Source organism: Neorhizobium sp. P1_A6 (assembly GCF_056406795.1).
Map to the genome: position 1 here is coordinate 125320 of NZ_JBFTZM010000010.1, position 16326 is coordinate 141645.

A 16326-nucleotide genomic window follows, 5' to 3' on the forward strand; every position below is an offset into this window, starting at 1 on the left:
GGCCGCCATTGCTGAATGGGGCGAGGGGAGTGGTCCGCCGGTCGGGCACCGTATGATCGGGAGGGTTATATGCCTACACAGATGGTTCGAAATCCGGTCAATCCCGAGCAGCTCAGCCTGCTGCAGCAGGTCTTTGACCAGGCTTGTGCCGAACACCAGATCGACAAGGCGAGCCCCGATGCGGAGGCGCTCGCACTGATCCTCGTGAACTCGCTTCAAAAAGGCTCGGATGACAAGCAAAAGCTCTCGGCGCTCGCCGAGGCGCTGGCGAAAAGCCGATAGCTCCTCGCCTAAACGAGGAACCTATCACTCCTTCAACAGTTGACCGGTCTCTCGAACAACTCAAGGAGGCCGGTAATGGCAGAGTCCGCCAGAAACCTGAATACACCCGCGAGGCCGGATACGCCCTCTTTCGACTACGAGCCCAGCGAAGACGTCAGGACCGAGATTGCGACGCTTCGTTCCGAGATCGCCAATCTGCGCGAGATGCTCGCCGAAAAGACCGGCGCTGCCTATGGCAGGGTCGCCGAGCGTGCCGGCAATGCTGCGCACTACGTCCAGAATGAAGCAAGCTCGGTTGCCGGCACCATCCGCGAACACCCTGCCGCCACCACGACACTGTTCACCCTGATCGGTGCCATCGGTTTTGCGATCGGCTATGTGGTGGCCACCGCTTCCGCCGACAGCAAACATGCCTGGTATGACCGCTATCTGAGCGGCCGCCTTTAGGCGACGCCGCCATCTGGTACCGGATCCTGACCGACATCGACCCAGGTCGCTGCGGTCAGGTCCGCCATCCGGTCGGGGCTGATACGCACCGCGGCATTGACGGCGCCGGCAGCAGGCACGACTTCCGGAAATTTTAAAAGCGATACGTCGCAGTAGATCGGCATCGGCGAAAGCAGGCCGAACGGGCATACGCCACCGACCGGATGCCCGGTGATCGCCACGACCTCGTCGCCGCCGAGCATGCGCGGCTTTGCGCCGAACCGATCCCGGAACTTGCGATTGTCCAGACGGCTGGTTCCCGACATGACCACCAGCGCGGTAGTTTCGCCGGCGCGCACGCAGATCGTCTTGGCGATCTGTTCGGGTGCCACGCCGTGGGCGGCAGCTGCAAGCGGTACGGTCGCCGAGCTTTCCTCGGTAATGATGACGTGGATGTCGGGGGCGTTGGCGGCGAAGAAGGCGCGGACGGATTCGAGGCTCATGGCTGCGAAATTGGCGCAGGATTACGCCGGCCGCAAGAGAACAATAAAGCTATGCGAGAATTGCAATGCTGCACTGCGATATCGTGACTGTTTTTTGAGCTCCGATCCTGTATATTCAAATCATCGAACGGCGCACTCCTCCTCCCAGCGCCTTCGATGGGACCAGCAACACCTCCTCCTCCCAGTTGTTGGTCAGTTTCAGAAACCCGGCGCACCTCCTCCCGCGCCGGGTTTTCTGTTTTATATGCCTTGAAATCGCTGGCGATTTCGCTTTTTAAGGCAAGCCTGAATTTTCCCGATCTTGACCTTTTTGCGCGAAGACCCTATTTGGTTCGCCATCGATATTTGTTTGATAGCCAGCACTATGCGCCTCACGGCGTTTGCGACGATCTCTCTTCAAATACGAAACTTCAACGTTCCAAGCGCTCGAGCGTGGAATAGTCGGTCATATTTGCAAGGGAAAGGCATCGTTATGGCTACCGGTACTGTAAAGTGGTTCAACGCAACCAAGGGCTACGGCTTCATTCAGCCTGACGACGGTTCGCAGGACGTATTCGTTCACATCTCTGCCGTTGAGCGCGCCGGCCTCGGCCAACTCAAGGATGGTCAGAAGATCTCCTACGAACTCGTCAGCGACAAGCGTTCGGGCAAGGTTTCCGCAGACCGCCTCCAGGGCGCATGATCTGCTGAAGACTTCAGGTCTTTAAGATTGCGAAAGGCCGGCTCGTCCGGCCTTTCTGCTTTTGGGAAGCTAGGTTTTATTATCTAGAATAATTCTAAATTGAAGCCCCTTGTAAACGGAAATCCAGCTCCCATTTAGGGTACAATAGCGTTTCCGACGCACCCACATGGTCGGGCTCCAAAGAGCTTCAGCGACCATGTGTGTTACGGCAAATACGGGCGACCGTGCCGTCTTGAGGCAGTTTCCATATCCGCGTTAACGGAATGTTTACCTCACCGAGAGACGATGACCGCTAGAGCCGTGGTGATCTGAAAAGGTCGAAAGCGGCCGCGTCGGAAATGCTTGTCCCATTTAGAGTGACCACGGATGTACTGGCACCGGTGAATGGGAGTGGAAAGGTCGGGCTTGTCCCGGCCTTTTTGTTTTTTAGGGCTCGACGCGAAGACGCGTCGGGCCTTTTCAGTTTTAAGCATCAAGTTCAGCCAGCCAGCGCCGCGATGATGCGTGCCCAGGAGCGGATGCCCTTGTGGAAGGAGCGCAGGTCGTATTTCTCGTTCGGCGAGTGGATACGGTCGTCGCTGAGGCCGAAGCCGACCAGCAGCGATTCCATGCCGAGCGTCTTCTGGAAATCGCCGACGATCGGGATAGAGCCGCCGACCCCGACGAGCAGTGCCGGCTTAGGCCACTCTTCGGAAAGCGCGGTCTTCGCCTTGGTGAGCACCGGCGAGTCGTAGCCGAGCTGGATCGCCGGCGAGCCGCCATGCTTCAGGAATTCCACCGAGCAATCGGCAGGGATTTTCGAGCGCACATAGGCGCGAAAACTTTCGCGGATCTTCTCCGGGTCCTGGCCGCCGACGAGACGGCAGGAGACCTTGGCCGATGCCTTCGAGGCGATGACGGTCTTGAAGCCCTGGCCCTCGTAACCGCCGCTGATGCCGTTGAATTCGCAGGTCGGCCGTGCCCAGATGAGTTCGAGCAGCGATCGGCCCCTCTCGCCGGCCAGTTCCGACAGCCCCACCTCGCCGAGGAAATCGTCGCGTCCGGCGACAAGGCTTTCCCAGGCCGCCTTGATGTTGGACGGGGTCTCCTCGATGCCGTCATAAAAGCCTTCGAGCGTCACGCGGCCGGTATCGTCATGCAGTCCGGCGAGGATCTTCGACAGAATCTGGATCGGGTTTGCGGCTGCACCTCCATACATGCCGGAATGCAGGTCGCGATTGGCGGCGGTGACGATGATTTCCTCGCCCACCAGGCCGCGCAACGACGCGGTAATCGCCGGCGTATCAGCGTCCCACATGCCGGTATCACAGACCAGCGCATAATCAGCCTTCAACTCGGCAGCATTGGCATCAAGGAAGGGTTTGAGCGACGGCGAGCCGGATTCTTCCTCGCCTTCGAAGAGAATGGTGACGCGCACCGGCAGCGAGCCATGCACATCCTTATAGGCGCGGCAGGCTTCGACGAAGGTCATCAACTGGCCCTTGTCGTCGGCAACGCCGCGGCCCGTCACCACTTTGCGGCCGGGACCGAGTTCCTTGAGCTTGGGATCGAAGGGATCATCCTCCCAGAGCTCGATCGGATCGATCGGCTGGACGTCGTAATGGCCGTAGAACAGCACATGCGGCGCGTCGGCGCTGGCGGCCGGATGATGGCCGACAACCATCGGATGGCCGGTCGTATCGCGAACCGATGCCTCGAAACCGAGGTCCTTGAGTTCGGCCACCAGCCATTCTGCGGCCTTGCGGCAATCCGGCTTGAAGGCGGGATCGGTGGAAATCGACTTGATGCGGACGAGGCCGAACAGGCGCTCGAGGCTTTCGGGAAGATTGCGGTCGGCGCGGTCGAGGACGGAGGAAAGATCGGTCATGGGGAATCCTGTCTTTGAAGTGCGAGACCCTTGAGCCCAGGAGGCGAGAAGCGGCCCATCGTTTCGGATGCTCGACCTTGTTAGCAAGTCCGGGGTGGAAGAGACAATGGCAAAGAMGTCCATGGCACGCGGGATGGGCGTCCTAGCCGAAGCGCGTTCCGTTCCGGACGAGCCCATCGATGGCGCGGAAGGCGAGGACGGCAAGAGCGCCAAGCGCCGCCGTGATCGAAAGCGACCAGATAAAACCCAGCCGCTGCATGGAAAGCGCCAGGACGAAGGGCGCAATCGCCGAGACGATCAACCGGGCCGACATCATCTTGCCCTGCAGTTTGCCGTAGCCGTCACTGCCGAACAGCGTCAGCGGAAGGGTACCCGTCACGATGCTCAAAAGTCCGTTACCCATGCCGAAGATGACCGCAAACAGCATCGCTCCGGGTACCGATGGCGCCGTGAGGACAAGAACGACAACGCCGGCCGGCAGCAGCGCCGCCGCAATCAGCGCGAGGCGAAGGGGCTGCAGGTTTTGGCCGAACGTCATGTTGATGAGCCGGCTAAGAACTTGGGAAGGGCCGAACAATGTGCCGACCAGCGCAGCACTCGTGCCGAGACCAAGGCCGGAGAGCAGCGGCACCATATGGACGAGCACGGCGGAGCTCACCAGCGACTGCAGCGAGAACCCGGCGACCATCAGCGTAAAGCCGATGAACCGCAGGTCGGGCGTCAAAATGCCCTCGGTCCGGGTGGGGAGGGCGGAAGATGCCGCCTTTCGTCGTGCGGCTCCATGAGACAGCCAGGCATGCAGCGGCAGGCAGACCAGCAGATTGAGCGCCGCAAAGACGAGATAGACGTGCTGCCAGGAGAGATAGGCATGCAGCGCGGCGGTGATCGGCCAGAAGATCGTCGAGGCGAATCCGGCGATCAGGGTGAGATAGGTAATGCTGCGTTGCGCGACCTGCGGCCGAAGCTGCACCAGAAGGGCGAAGGCGGCGCCATATTGTACGAGATTGGCAGCCACCTCGATCGCGATCAGCGCCGCGACGAAGGTGGCCTTGCCGGGCGCCAGAGCGCAGGCGACCAATGCGGCCGCGGCAGCGGCAGAACCGATGGTCATGACGCGGCCGGCGCCGATCCGGTCGAACAGCGCGCCGAGCCATGGAGCGCTGAGCCCGCCGATCAGAAGCGCGGCAGAAAGCGCCCCGAAGATCCATTCGCTGGACCACGAGAAATGCGCCGCCATATCCGGTGCAAGGATGCTGAAACTGTAATAGAGGGTGCCATACCCGATGATCTGCGTGACGCCGAGTGCGACGACGGCGGCAACGGGCATGCGTTCAGACAATGCGCTTGCCCTCGGCGTCCAACACCTGTTCGCCGTCTTCCTTGGCGAACGGACCCTGGTGAGTATCCGGCAGGATATCGAGCACGGCCTCCGACGGTCGCGCCAGGCGCGTGCCCAAGGGCGTGATGACGAATGGGCGGTTGATCAGGATCGGATCCTTCAGCATCGCGTCCAGCAACCGATCGTCGGAAAGGGCGGGATCGTCGAGGCCGAACTCCGCATAAGGCGTGCCCTTCTCGCGGATCGCCTGCCGCACGGTGAGGCCTGCATCCGCGATCATCCGGACGAGTTCGTCGCGCGTCGGCGGTGTTTTCAGATATTCGATCACCGTCGGTTCGATGCCGGCATTGCGGATCATGGCCAGCGTGTTGCGCGAGGTGCCGCAATCCGGATTGTGATAGATGGTGACGTTCATGGTCATTCTGCGCCCTTCATGTGTCCGAGCGGTTGGGGGAGGGGTTTTGTCTCCGCCAGCAGCCAGCCGGCCAGCAGCAGGGCCACGAGGGCGCCGACGATCTCGGCCAGGATGAAGCCGGCAAGATCATCCGGCCGGATTCCGGCAAAGGTATCGGTAAGCGATCGCGCCAGGGCGACGGCCGGATTGGCAAAGGAAGTCGAGGCGGTGAACCAGTAGGCGGCGGTGATATAGAGGCCGACCAGCCACGGGATAGCCTCGGAACGGAACCGGATTCCGGCGAGGATCGTGAGGATGAGGCCGAACGTGGCGACCACCTCGGCGAGCCATTGGCCCGGTCCTGTCCGGACCGTGGCGGACACCTGCAGCAGCGGCAGATCGAACATCGCATGCGCCAGGATAGTTCCCGCGACGCCGCCAGCGAACTGCGCGGCGAGATAGAAGAACGCCGAGCGGACCTCGATCTCGCGTCTCAGGGCAAACACCATTGTCACTGCCGGATTGAGATGCGCTCCGGAAATCGGCCCCAGCAGGGTGATCAGGACAACGAGAATTGCGCCGGTCGGAAGAGTATTGCCGAGCAGCGAAACCCCCATATCCACTGAGAGCCGGTCGGCCATGATGCCGGAACCGACCACGGTGGCGACCAGCAGGGCGGTGCCGAGGGCTTCGGCCGTCAGTCTGCGGGGCAGGTCGAACATGGCCGTCAGCCCTCCAACGCGGCAGGTGCAGGGGTACAGCAGGCGGCCACCTCGGCGGCTGGCGCGCAGATTTCCGGATGCCCGGCGCAGCAGTCTTCCATCAGGAAGCGGACGAGGCCGCCGAGCGCTTCGTAATTGGCGGAATAGATAATCGAGCGGGATTCCCGCTGCTGCGAGATCAGCCCGGCCCGGTCCAGCTCCTTGAGATGGAAGGAGACGTTCGATGGCGATACATCCAATTGCTCGGCGATCGTGCCGGCCGCCATGCCGGAGGGTCCGGCAACAACCAGCATCCGGACAATCTGCAGGCGGGTATCCTGCGAGAGTGCTCCGAATGACGCGAGGGCTTGACGTTCATCCATATTTCAACAATCCTTGAACAGTTGAAATATGGAGTAGCCGAAATGAACGCGATAGACAAGCCGGTTCCGCGGGACGACGTCAGCCTGGGCTTCCTGCTCGACACATTGGCGGGTGCCAGCGACCAGCCGCTGGTGTTTCACTACGATGGCCGGCCGGTAAAGCCGGGCTACCACGTCACAGAGGTCAAGGCAGGACAGTTCTCGGCGCTCGACTGTGGTGCCAACCCGGAGGCCTGGTCGGAAATTTTCGTGCAGCTCTGGGATATCGAGGAAGGCGACCACACCCATATGACGGCGGACAAGTTTTCGGCGATCATCCGTAAGTTCTCCGAACACGTGAAGATCGAGGGCACCGCCAAATTGACGTTCGAAGTCAGCGACGGGATCCGGCCGATGCAGCTCTATTGCGCTTCGACGCCGGTCCTAGAGGGCGGGGCATTGCATGTGGAATTGGTTGCGCGTCCGGCGAGTTGCAAACCGCGCGATCGCTGGCTGGCGGAAGAAACCCGCAAGACGGCTCCCTGCTGCGCACCGTCAGCCGGAACCAGTGCCTGTTGCCCCTAACGGCGAGGTCTGACGAAGGAAGCTACATCAGTCAAACCTTGCGGGCGTTCTCGACGATCATCCGCATATATTCGATCATCAATTCGCGCTCGAAGCGGCGGAAGCCTGAAAAAAGCGCTGCATCCGCCTCGGAAGCGGCTTCGACGGCCTGGATTTCCAGCTCGCGGCCGAGCGGGGTGAGGGTGATGATCTGCGCTCGCCGGTCGTTCGGATGAGGGGTGCGCTGGATCAGCCCATCGCGCTCCATGCGGGCGAGCGTATTGGCGAGTGTTGCCTGTTCGACTTCCAGCTTGTCGAGGAGCTGCTTCTGTGTGAGCCCGTCTTCCTGCCAGAGTTCGAGCAGGACAGGAAACTGCCCGGGAGAAAAGCCAAGCACCATGGCCCGCTTCTGCAAGGAGCGCGCAAAGCCTTTGGCGAGTTGGCCCGCCAGGTATGTCGCCGAATGCGAGCGGTCGAATCCCATGGCTGGTCTTCATCCCTCCCTGAACGAGCCCGTTTGCGAGCGTTATCTACCAGATATATCGCACGCCATGCTTTCGCCAAGCCTGTGCGAAGATGGGCAAAATGACAAGTCTTTCCTGCAAAAGGGCAATAAAAAACCGCCACGGCAGGGAGGGGACAGCCGTGGCGGTTCTGATGGAGGGACAAAGGCCCGGAGAGGGGGATAGGCCTTTGTCCGGTCTGGGTGCGGCGGGGGACAGGCCGGCTGCCAGACTGCGGCGTGATCAATCGCCGGTAACAAGGAAATGTGGAACCGCGACGGGCTTTTCAAGAGAAAGCATATTACAAATCGGTAACGTTCCGGTGAGGGCGGGAGGCTTCGCGGCAGCGAAGTTTTCGTGGACGGATCAAATGCCCCACGCTATTCCTTGCGCCATGAAAAAAGGCGATCATCTTTTCCTTATCGACGGTTCCGGCTTCATTTTCCGCGCCTTCCACGCGTTGCCGCCGCTCACCCGCAAATCCGACGGCCTGCCGGTCGGCGCCGTCTCCGGCTTCTGCAACATGTTGTGGAAGCTGCTGACCGACGCGCGCGACACCTCGGTCGGCGTGACGCCCAGCCATTTCGCCGTCATTTTCGACTATTCCGCCAGAACCTTCCGCAAGGACCTATACGACGCCTACAAGGCGAACCGTTCGGCGCCGCCGGAAGAGCTGATCCCGCAATTCGGCCTGATCCGCCAGGCGACACGCGCATTCAATCTGCCCTGCATCGAGACCGAAGGTTTCGAGGCGGACGACATCATCGCCACCTACGCTCGCCAGGCGGAGGCCACCGGCGCCGATGTGACGATCGTCTCGTCCGACAAGGACCTGATGCAGCTGGTGACGCCGAACGTCCATATGTATGACAGCATGAAGGACAAGCAGATCGGCGTTCCGGACGTCATCGAGAAATGGGGCGTCCCGCCGGAGAAGATGATCGACCTGCAGGCGATGGTCGGCGATTCGGTTGACAACGTGCCGGGCATTCCGGGCATCGGCCCGAAGACGGCAGCCCAGCTTCTCGAAGAGTTCGGCGATCTCGACACGCTGCTTGCCCGGGCCGGCGAAATCAAGCAGGTGAAGCGCCGCGAAAACATCGTCGCCAATGCCGATCTCGCCCGCCTTTCGCGCCGGCTCGTCTCGCTTCGGCTCGACGTGCCCTTGGACCTGGATCTCGACGCGCTGGTGCTGGAGCCGCAGGACGGCCCGAAACTGGTAGGCTTCCTGAAAACCATGGAATTCGGCACGCTGACGCGCCGCGTCGCCGCTGCTTGCAATTGCGATGCCGATGCCATCGAACCCGCCGTCGTGAACGTCGAATGGGGCCAGGCCGCTCGTGGCCCGGATCTCGATGCCGGCGGTGCGGCAGCGGTCGACACCGGCGAGGCAGCGGCCGAAGCGCCGCCTCATCCGGCCAAGGCGCCGGTCGCCAAGGGCATGGAGGCGGCAACGCCGACCGCATTCGCAGAGGCCCGCATCGAAGCCTTTGCCAAGGCCAAGCTCGATCCGAGCTGCTACGTGACCATCCGGGACCTGACGGTGCTGGACGACTGGATCCGCGCGGCGCAGGAAACCGGCCTTGTCGCCTTCGATACGGAAACCACGTCGCTTGATCCGATGCAGGCGGAACTGGTTGGTTTTTCGCTGGCGCTTGCCGATAATATCGCCAACCCGTCCGGCCTAGAAGTCCGCGCGGCCTATGTGCCGCTGATCCACAAGACCGGCGTCGGCGATCTGCTCGGCGGCGGGCTTGCCGAAAACCAGATCTCGACCAGGGAAGCGCTGGCGCGTCTGAAGCCGCTGCTGGAGGACCCGTCGGTCCTCAAAGTGGCGCAGAACCTGAAATTCGATTACCTATTGATGAGGCGCCACGGCATCACCGTCGAGGGTTATGACGATACGATGCTGATGTCCTATGTGCTGGAAGCCGGCAAGGCGAACCACGGCATGGACGCCCTGTCAGAGCGCTGGCTGAACCACAAGCCGATCACCTTCAAGGAAGTTGCCGGCAGCGGCAAGGCGGGCGTCACCTTCGATTTCGTCGATATCGACAAGGCGACCGCCTATGCCGCGGAAGATGCGGACGTGACGCTGCGCCTGTGGATGGTGCTGAAACCGCAGCTGGCGGCTGCGGGCTTGACCCGCATCTATGAACGGCTTGAGCGGCCGCTGGTCTCGGTGCTCGCCCGCATGGAAGAGCGYGGCATCACCATCGACCGGCAGATCCTGTCCAGGCTTTCGGGAGAGCTTGCCCAGCGGGCGGCCGCATTCGAGGACGAGATTTACCAATTGGCGGGAGAAAAATTCACCATAGGCTCCCCCAAACAGCTCGGCGACATCCTGTTCGGCAAGATGGGCCTGCCGGGCGGCGCCAAGACCAAGACCGGCCAATGGTCGACCTCGGCCAGCGTGCTGGAAGACTTGGCTGCCGAAGGTCATCCCCTGCCGCGCAAGATCGTCGACTGGCGCCAGTTGACAAAGCTGAAATCCACCTACACGGACGCGTTGCCGGGTTATGTCCACCCGGAGACGAAGCGGGTCCACACCTGCTACTCACTTGCCTCCACTACAACAGGCCGCCTTTCCTCTTCGGAACCGAACCTGCAGAACATCCCGGTGCGTACCGCGGAAGGCCGCAAGATCCGCACAGCCTTCATCTCGACGCCCGGCCACAAGCTGGTTTCCGCCGACTACAGCCAGATCGAGCTGCGCGTGCTCGCGCACGTCGCGGACATTCCGCAGCTGCGTCAGGCCTTTGCCGATGGGATCGACATTCACGCGATGACGGCCTCGGAAATGTTCGGCGTGCCGGTGGAAGGCATGCCCAGCGAAGTGCGCCGCCGCGCCAAGGCGATCAACTTCGGCATCATCTACGGCATTTCCGCCTTCGGACTGGCCAACCAGCTGTCAATCGAACGCTCGGAAGCGGGCGACTACATCAAGAAGTATTTCGAGCGCTTCCCGGGCATCCGCGATTACATGGAAAGCACCAAGACCTTCGCCCGCGAGAACGGTTACGTCGAGACGATCTTCGGCCGCCGGGCGCATTATCCCGAGATCAAGTCCTCCAACCCTTCGGTGCGCGCCTTCAACGAACGTGCGTCGATCAATGCGCCGATCCAGGGTTCGGCCGCAGATATCATCCGCAGGGCGATGGCGAAGATGGAATCGGCGCTCCAAACGGCCGGACTGAACGGAAAGGCCCGCATGCTGCTGCAGGTGCACGACGAACTGATCTTCGAAGTCGAGGACGAAGAGATCGACCAGACCTTGCCGGTGATCATCTCGACCATGGAGCACGCGGCCATGCCCGCGATCTCGATGCGGGTGCCGCTGAAGGTCGATGCTCGCGCCGCCAGCAATTGGGACGAGGCGCATTGAGCTTGAGGCTCAGTGTTCCTGCGGGTAGAGGGACATAAGCGCGGTCGAAAGCAGCTCGTCGGCATAGGTGCAGGCGGTGAGCCGCGCATCCTCCGGCATGTTCATCTCGTGACAGCGCTGGTGCACGGCTTCGAGAACGAGGTTGCTGATCCCACGGGCGTGTTCGACATCCGCATTTTCGGACGTGTCCATGGCGAGCGCCAAAGCCGTCATGGAGACGATTTCGAGAACAACGACTCGCGCTTCCAGATCGATGGCTGTTGCCCCATCGGAATGGTGCCTGTCGCGCGGTTTGTTCTGCCCCATGGTTTTTTCCTTTCATAATATAAGGAAAGGCACATAGAGCCGGATCAGGGACTTTAAAGAACGATCGAACGTTTTTCGCTAACCAGTCGGGTGGCTCGCAAAGCAACCGTTGAGAGCGTCGACCAGGGCCTTGCCGGCATCTTCGAGCGATCCGCTATTGTCGATCGTCACCACCTGGTAGTCGCCGGTCACGGCAAGCGAACTGCGTTCGAGACGCCGAAGTATCTCCTCGCGCGTTTCCCGTCCGCGCGCTTCGAGCCGGGCGGCGAGCACGTTCAGGCTGGCGGTGATGTTGATGACCACGAGCGACGGATAGGTATCTTTGAACCGGGCAAGCGCGGAACGCGAGCCGTTGGCGACGACCAGCTGGCCTCTTGCCATGGCCTCTTTCGTCTCGGCGGGAATGCCGTATCGCAGGCCGTGGGCACCCCAGGAGACCGCAAAACGGCCGGCCTTTTCCAGAGCTTCGAATTCCGCTTCGGAAACGCCGTCGTGATCCTCGCCGCCGGCGGCGGCATTGCGGGTGATAATCCGCCGCACGAAGACGACGTCATCGCGGCCCTCGAAGAACCGGGCGGCATAGGCCATCAGCGTGTCCTTGCCGGCCCCGCTCGGGCCGACGACGGCGACCATGCAGCCGCGTCGCTCCGGTTCCGTTGTTGTCGGCCTGGCGTCCATCAGGCGACCCGCCGGCCTTCCCGCCAGACGGCGCGGGAGACGGGAACGCCCTCTTCGTGATGGACGCGGACGATATCGGCGCGCAGGCCCGTCGCGATCCGGCCGCGATCGTCGAGGCTGACGGTGCGGGCTGGGGTCGAGGTGACCATGGCGAGCGCCTTCGGCAGCGAGATGCTTTCAACCTCCGCAGCAAGCACGAAGGGCGCATGCAGCAGGCTGAGCGGCACGTAATCGGAGGAGAGCACGTCGAGCACGCCGCGTTCGGCAAGATCACGGGCGGCGATATTGCCGGAATGCGACTTGCCGCGAACGATGTTCGGCGCCCCCATCAACACGCTCATGCCCGCTTCGTGCGAAGCCTTTGCCRCATCGAAACTGGTCGGGAATTCCGCCAGCCGAACGCCGTTGTCGATCGCTTCGCCCACATGGGAAAGCGTCGCGTCGTCATGGCTTGCGACAGTGATGCCACGCTCGGCGCAGACCTTCGAGATCGCAGCGCGGTGCGGTGTCGCGTTGCGTGCCGATTCTTCCTGGCGTTTGGCCACGAAGGCGGCGAATGCCTCGTCGCTGAGGCCGCGCTTCTTCTGGTAATACAGGGTGTACTGATCCATCGTCTGGAACTGCCGCTGGCCCGGCGCGTGATCCATCAGCGAGACGAGCCGGACATGCGGATCGTTCTCGAAGTCGACGAAATGCTCCATGCAATTGTCGGCGGAGACTTCGCAGCGCAGATGCAGGAAGTGTTCGGAACGCAGGCGACCATAGGCGGCGGCGGCGGCAATCGCGTCCGCCATGTCCCGCATTTCGCCATGGGCAAAGCCGCCGTCCTCGTCGGCGCCCATGCGCAGGCAGTCGAAGACGGTGGTGATGCCGGAGGTAGCGATCTGTGCGTCATGGGCCTGGATCGCCGCCGTGGTGTTCCAGCGCACGCCCGGACGCGGCGAATAATGCTGTTCCAGATGGTCGGTATGAAGTTCGACCAGGCCCGGGATCAGATAATCGCCCTCGAAATCCTCGCCAGTATGGACATTGCCTTCCGAGATATCGGTGATCTTGCCGTTCCGGATCTGGACTGAACCGGAGATCACGCTGTCCTCGAGCACGATGCGGGCATTGGTGAGCACGAGTTCGGCGGTCATGATGCGGTCTTTCTGTTTTCGAAGGCGGACGCCAGCGGAAGCCAGCGATGGGCGATGAAGGGGGCGCCGCGCTCGGGCTCGGCGAAGATGGCAAGCCCATCGACGGTCAGCGGTGCGTTGGCGAAATCGGCGAAGCGCCGATCGAGCTCGCGGCGCATGGCAGGTGCCTCCTCGGCCGGGACTTGGCCCGTCAGCGTCATGTGGAAGCGGAACTCGTCCATGACATAAGGATAACCCCAGCGATCAAGATTGGCGCGCTGGGCAGAGCTTAACATATCAGGTTTCCGCCGTGCGATATCGTCCTCCGACAGCGGCGCGCGAAAATGTTCGAACTCTTCGACGACGCGTCCGGCAAAATGCTGGAGCTCCGGGTAGATCGTGTCGGGCACCAGCGCGAAGAACCGCCCCAGCTGGCCGACGATGACGTTCGGGATATCGAAGACCGGCGTCTCTGCGGCAAAGCGTTCGGCGGCCTTGATGAGCTCGGCTTCCGTCCGGTCGGGGTGCAGTTCGAACGGCGCCTTGAGCGTCGCGTGAAAGGCATAGCGGCGCGGATCGGCGGTCAGTTCATGGACGGTGTCGCGGGGCAGGCCGTCGACATCGGGCGTCGGAAACGTCTCGCCGGTAAAGGCGTCACGGCCGAGCCAACGCGCTGCCGCCTTCGTCAGCGGATGGTTTTCGGCGGGCGAAAAATAGAGAGCGTAGCGCAAAACGGGATTCCGGAATCAGGAGAAGGCCGGCTGACCTTAGCTGTCTACCGGCCGGCGAAACAGGACCTTCGGCTAAAAGATTTCCGTGACAGAATGATGATAATCCGGCCGGTCAGTGACCCTTTTTGCCCATGACCCGCGAACGCAGTGCATTCGAGAGGTTATCGAAGACGAAGACCACCAGAAGGATCAGCAGGACCATGTAGGCGACCTTGTCCCAGTCGGCATTGGTCTTCATGGATTCGAGCAGCTTGAGACCGATACCGCCGGCTCCGACAGCGCCGATCACGGTCGCCGAACGGGTGTTGGACTCCCAGAAATACAGCGATTGTGAGATGAAGATCGGCAGGACCTGCGGCACGACGCCGTAGCGCTGCACGATGACCGGCGCGGCTCCCACCGACTTGACGCCCTCGCGCTGCTTGTCGTCGACATTCTCCAGCGCTTCCGAATAGACCTTGCCGAGCGCGCCGGTGTCCGTGAAGAAGATGGCGGCGATCCCCGGCAACGGCCCCGGGCCGAAGGCGCGGGTGAAGAACAAGGCCCAGATCAGCATGTCGATGGAGCGCAGAAAGTCGAAGAAGCGCTTCATCCCCCAGTTCATCGGCCGGCTTGTGGTGATATTGCGCGCCGCGACGAAGGCGAGCGGGAAGGCGACGAGGGTGGCAAACAGCGTGCCGACAAAGGCCATGACCAGCGTCTGCATTAGCTTGGAGAGAATATCGCCGTGCTGCCAGCTGCCATTGTTCAGGAAGTTGTCGAGAGCCAGCGAGGCATTGGATTGGGCCGGATCGAGCCGTTCGCCGAAGAGCATAAGCCCGGCGACGCCGGTGAAGCTGCGGCCCCAGAATGGCGAGTGGGTGTCGAAGAAGAAATTCGCCCAGCCGAGGAAGCGCCGCTGGATATAGACCTGGTTGCTGCGGATTTCCGCCTGGCCCGCAAAACCGAACCGGACATTGACCTTGTTGTCGTCCTGCTCCATCCGCGCCGGCGCACCTGCCGGCAGAGACGCGCGGTCGCCGTTGATCGCAACGGGATAAAATTTGCCGTCGATATAGATGTCGATCTGGCTCGGGGTCACTTCCAAGCGGTTCTCGCCGCCGAAAAGGACCGTGTAGCCGCCGTTCGAGGTCGGCTTCAGCCAGTCGATCGCTGCACCCTCGGGATATTGGCGGCGGCTCGTCCATTGCGGCACGACCTGGCCGTTCTGGAAGCGTAGGCGCGGCTGGGCCCGCCAGGAATACCAGTCCTGGATGTAGATCGCCGCGCGGTCCCAGTTGCCGTTCACGAAGGTCGGGATGACGTTGAAGAAGGAAAAGCAGAAGGCGAGGTAGACGAAGACCGCAACGGCGGCGATCGCCAGGCCCCAGCGCTGCATGAAGCTGCGGTGAAAGACTTCCGGATAGGCGGTGAGCAGGCGTTCGCGATCGGCGGCATTGACGGCGAGATTGGACATCAGGCAGCTCCCCGGCCGAATTCGAACGATTGCCTGCCGATCAGCCGGCGGCGCAGCCAGGCCGAGAACTGGTCGACGCAGATGACGGTGACCAGGAGAAGGATGATGATCGCATAGGTCTTGGCGGCGTGGTCTCGACCGATCGACAGGCTGAACACCTCACCGATGCCGCCGCCGCCGACGGCGCCGATAATGGTCGAGGCGCGGACATTGATCTCGGTGCGCAGCAGCGTGTAGGACACGAAATTCGGCAGGACCTGCGGCAGGATCGCGAAACGGACGCGCTCCAGCCAGCTGGCGCCCGAGGCCCGCAGGCCCTCGTCCGGCCTCATGTCGGCATTCTCGACCACTTCGAAGAACAGCTTTCCGAGCGCGCCGATGGTGTGGAAGGAGACCGCGATGATCGCCGCGATCGGACCGATCGACAGGATGGCGGCGAGAAGGCCGGCGATGACGATCTCCGGGAAGGCGCGCATGATTTCCATGATCCGCCGCACCCCCCAGCGCACCGCCCGCGAGCCGACGAGGTTGGAGGAGGCGAAGAAGCAGAGCAGGAAGGCGCCGGTCGAACCGAGAATGGTCGAGACGATCGCGATATTGAGGGTGATGGCGAGCTGGTAGAAGAAGTTCGGAATGTAGAAGCTGTCGGTGATCCAGACGCGATCGCTCGTATAGTCGAACTTGATCGAGCCGTCCGCATAGGGCGACGGCAGGTCGAACATGGCGCGGAAGATCTCCAGCGGGCTGTTGGGCACGAAGCTCTTGATGAAGTCGAAGAAATACGGAAGGCGTTCGAAGAACTTGCCGGAATTGGCTTCGTTGGCGAAATCGAGCGACGCAGCGAGCACGATCAGGAAAACCACAATGGAGACGACGGTATAGATCCGCCGGGTCCGCACCTGTTGCTGGTAATGGTCGAGGATGGTGCGGGAGCTTTCCTGCAGCCCGCTGAGTTGAGCGGGTTCGGCCACGTGCGCCATTCTGGGCATCCTTGTTGAACGAGCGGCGGCATCGTCATGATGCCGCCGC

At 62.0% G+C, this 16326-nt stretch carries 18 protein-coding genes; 5 read left to right on the plus strand and 13 right to left on the minus strand.

What is annotated here, in order from left to right; all coding sequences use genetic code 11:
• Nucleotides 1-69 precede the first annotated feature (69 nt).
• Together AC1D3C_RS20285 and AC1D3C_RS20290 are read left to right on the plus strand one after the other, a co-directional pair.
• Nucleotides 70-282, plus strand: coding sequence for a hypothetical protein (locus AC1D3C_RS20285; protein ID WP_151045704.1), 213 nt, complete (start codon nt 70-72; stop codon nt 280-282).
• A 75-nt stretch (nt 283-357) separates the two neighbouring features.
• On the plus strand, nt 358-729 hold the full coding sequence (locus AC1D3C_RS20290) for a hypothetical protein (protein ID WP_038547989.1): 372 nt from the start codon (nt 358-360) through the stop codon (nt 727-729).
• On the opposite strand, the gene AC1D3C_RS20295 is transcribed toward AC1D3C_RS20290, so the two are convergent.
• A complete protein-coding gene (locus AC1D3C_RS20295) occupies nt 726-1211 on the minus strand; it encodes a YbaK/EbsC family protein (RefSeq protein ID WP_477484112.1) in 486 nt (161 codons plus the stop codon). The genes AC1D3C_RS20290 and AC1D3C_RS20295 overlap by 4 nt on opposite strands.
• Nucleotides 1212-1683: 472 nt before the next feature.
• On the opposite strand from AC1D3C_RS20295, the gene AC1D3C_RS20300 reads away from it, so the two are divergent.
• Complete coding sequence (locus AC1D3C_RS20300) at nt 1684-1893, plus strand: cold-shock protein (RefSeq protein ID WP_007754264.1); 210 nt, start codon at nt 1684-1686, stop codon at nt 1891-1893.
• A gap of 478 nt (nt 1894-2371) precedes the next feature.
• Here AC1D3C_RS20300 and AC1D3C_RS20305 read toward each other — a convergent pair whose 3' ends face one another.
• The 5 genes from AC1D3C_RS20305 to AC1D3C_RS20325 form a co-directional block, all read right to left on the minus strand.
• The gene (locus AC1D3C_RS20305) at nt 2372-3760 is read right to left on the minus strand and encodes a M20/M25/M40 family metallo-hydrolase (protein WP_477484113.1); all 1389 of its coding nucleotides are present in this window, start codon (nt 3758-3760) and stop codon (nt 2372-2374) included.
• A 142-nt stretch (nt 3761-3902) separates the two neighbouring features.
• On the minus strand, nt 3903-5087 hold the full coding sequence (gene arsK, locus AC1D3C_RS20310) for an arsenite efflux MFS transporter ArsK (RefSeq protein ID WP_477484191.1): 1185 nt from the start codon (nt 5085-5087) through the stop codon (nt 3903-3905).
• Between the two features lie 4 nt (nt 5088-5091).
• Entirely contained in the window at nt 5092-5514 is a 423-nt protein-coding gene (gene arsC / locus AC1D3C_RS20315) for an arsenate reductase (glutaredoxin) (protein ID WP_477484192.1), read from the minus strand.
• Between the two features lie 2 nt (nt 5515-5516).
• A complete protein-coding gene (locus AC1D3C_RS20320; protein ID WP_477484114.1) occupies nt 5517-6215 on the minus strand; it encodes an aquaporin in 699 nt (232 codons plus the stop codon).
• A gap of 5 nt (nt 6216-6220) precedes the next feature.
• Nucleotides 6221-6577 (minus strand): ArsR/SmtB family transcription factor, encoded by a 357-nt coding sequence (locus tag AC1D3C_RS20325; protein ID WP_038548005.1) that lies wholly within the window; start codon nt 6575-6577, stop codon nt 6221-6223.
• A 42-nt stretch (nt 6578-6619) separates the two neighbouring features.
• Here AC1D3C_RS20325 and AC1D3C_RS20330 point away from each other — a divergent pair, with 42 nt between their 5' ends.
• On the plus strand, nt 6620-7141 hold the full coding sequence (locus tag AC1D3C_RS20330; RefSeq protein ID WP_477484115.1) for a DUF6428 family protein: 522 nt from the start codon (nt 6620-6622) through the stop codon (nt 7139-7141).
• 31 nt (nt 7142-7172) lie between these two features.
• Here AC1D3C_RS20330 and AC1D3C_RS20335 read toward each other — a convergent pair whose 3' ends face one another.
• Nucleotides 7173-7604, minus strand: coding sequence for a MarR family winged helix-turn-helix transcriptional regulator (locus tag AC1D3C_RS20335; RefSeq protein WP_038548012.1), 432 nt, complete (start codon nt 7602-7604; stop codon nt 7173-7175).
• 389 nt (nt 7605-7993) lie between these two features.
• Between AC1D3C_RS20335 and polA the strand changes: the two genes are divergently transcribed.
• Complete coding sequence (gene polA, locus AC1D3C_RS20340; RefSeq protein ID WP_477484116.1) at nt 7994-11008, plus strand: DNA polymerase I; 3015 nt, start codon at nt 7994-7996, stop codon at nt 11006-11008.
• A gap of 9 nt (nt 11009-11017) precedes the next feature.
• Here the strand turns inward: polA and AC1D3C_RS20345 are convergent, their stop codons facing one another.
• The 6 genes from AC1D3C_RS20345 to phnE (AC1D3C_RS20370) all read right to left on the minus strand — a co-directional run bounded on the left by AC1D3C_RS20345 (nt 11018) and on the right by phnE (AC1D3C_RS20370) (nt 16277).
• Nucleotides 11018-11314: a hypothetical protein gene (locus tag AC1D3C_RS20345; protein ID WP_038548018.1), complete on the minus strand. Its 297-nt coding sequence runs from the start codon at nt 11312-11314 to the stop codon at nt 11018-11020.
• A gap of 78 nt (nt 11315-11392) precedes the next feature.
• The gene (gene phnN, locus AC1D3C_RS20350) at nt 11393-11992 is read right to left on the minus strand and encodes a phosphonate metabolism protein/1,5-bisphosphokinase (PRPP-forming) PhnN (protein ID WP_477484117.1); all 600 of its coding nucleotides are present in this window, start codon (nt 11990-11992) and stop codon (nt 11393-11395) included.
• Complete coding sequence (locus AC1D3C_RS20355) at nt 11992-13131, minus strand: alpha-D-ribose 1-methylphosphonate 5-triphosphate diphosphatase (RefSeq protein WP_477484118.1); 1140 nt, start codon at nt 13129-13131, stop codon at nt 11992-11994. The genes phnN and AC1D3C_RS20355 overlap by 1 nt, the downstream gene beginning before the upstream one ends.
• Nucleotides 13128-13841, minus strand: coding sequence for a DUF1045 domain-containing protein (locus AC1D3C_RS20360; protein WP_477484119.1), 714 nt, complete (start codon nt 13839-13841; stop codon nt 13128-13130). Before AC1D3C_RS20360 ends, AC1D3C_RS20355 begins: the two co-directional genes overlap by 4 nt.
• Nucleotides 13842-13953: 112 nt before the next feature.
• Nucleotides 13954-15297: a phosphonate ABC transporter, permease protein PhnE gene (gene phnE, locus AC1D3C_RS20365; protein ID WP_477484120.1), complete on the minus strand. Its 1344-nt coding sequence runs from the start codon at nt 15295-15297 to the stop codon at nt 13954-13956.
• Entirely contained in the window at nt 15297-16277 is a 981-nt protein-coding gene (gene phnE, locus AC1D3C_RS20370; RefSeq protein ID WP_038548031.1) for a phosphonate ABC transporter, permease protein PhnE, read from the minus strand. Before phnE (AC1D3C_RS20370) ends, phnE (AC1D3C_RS20365) begins: the two co-directional genes overlap by 1 nt.
• Nucleotides 16278-16326: the final 49 nt, after the last annotated feature.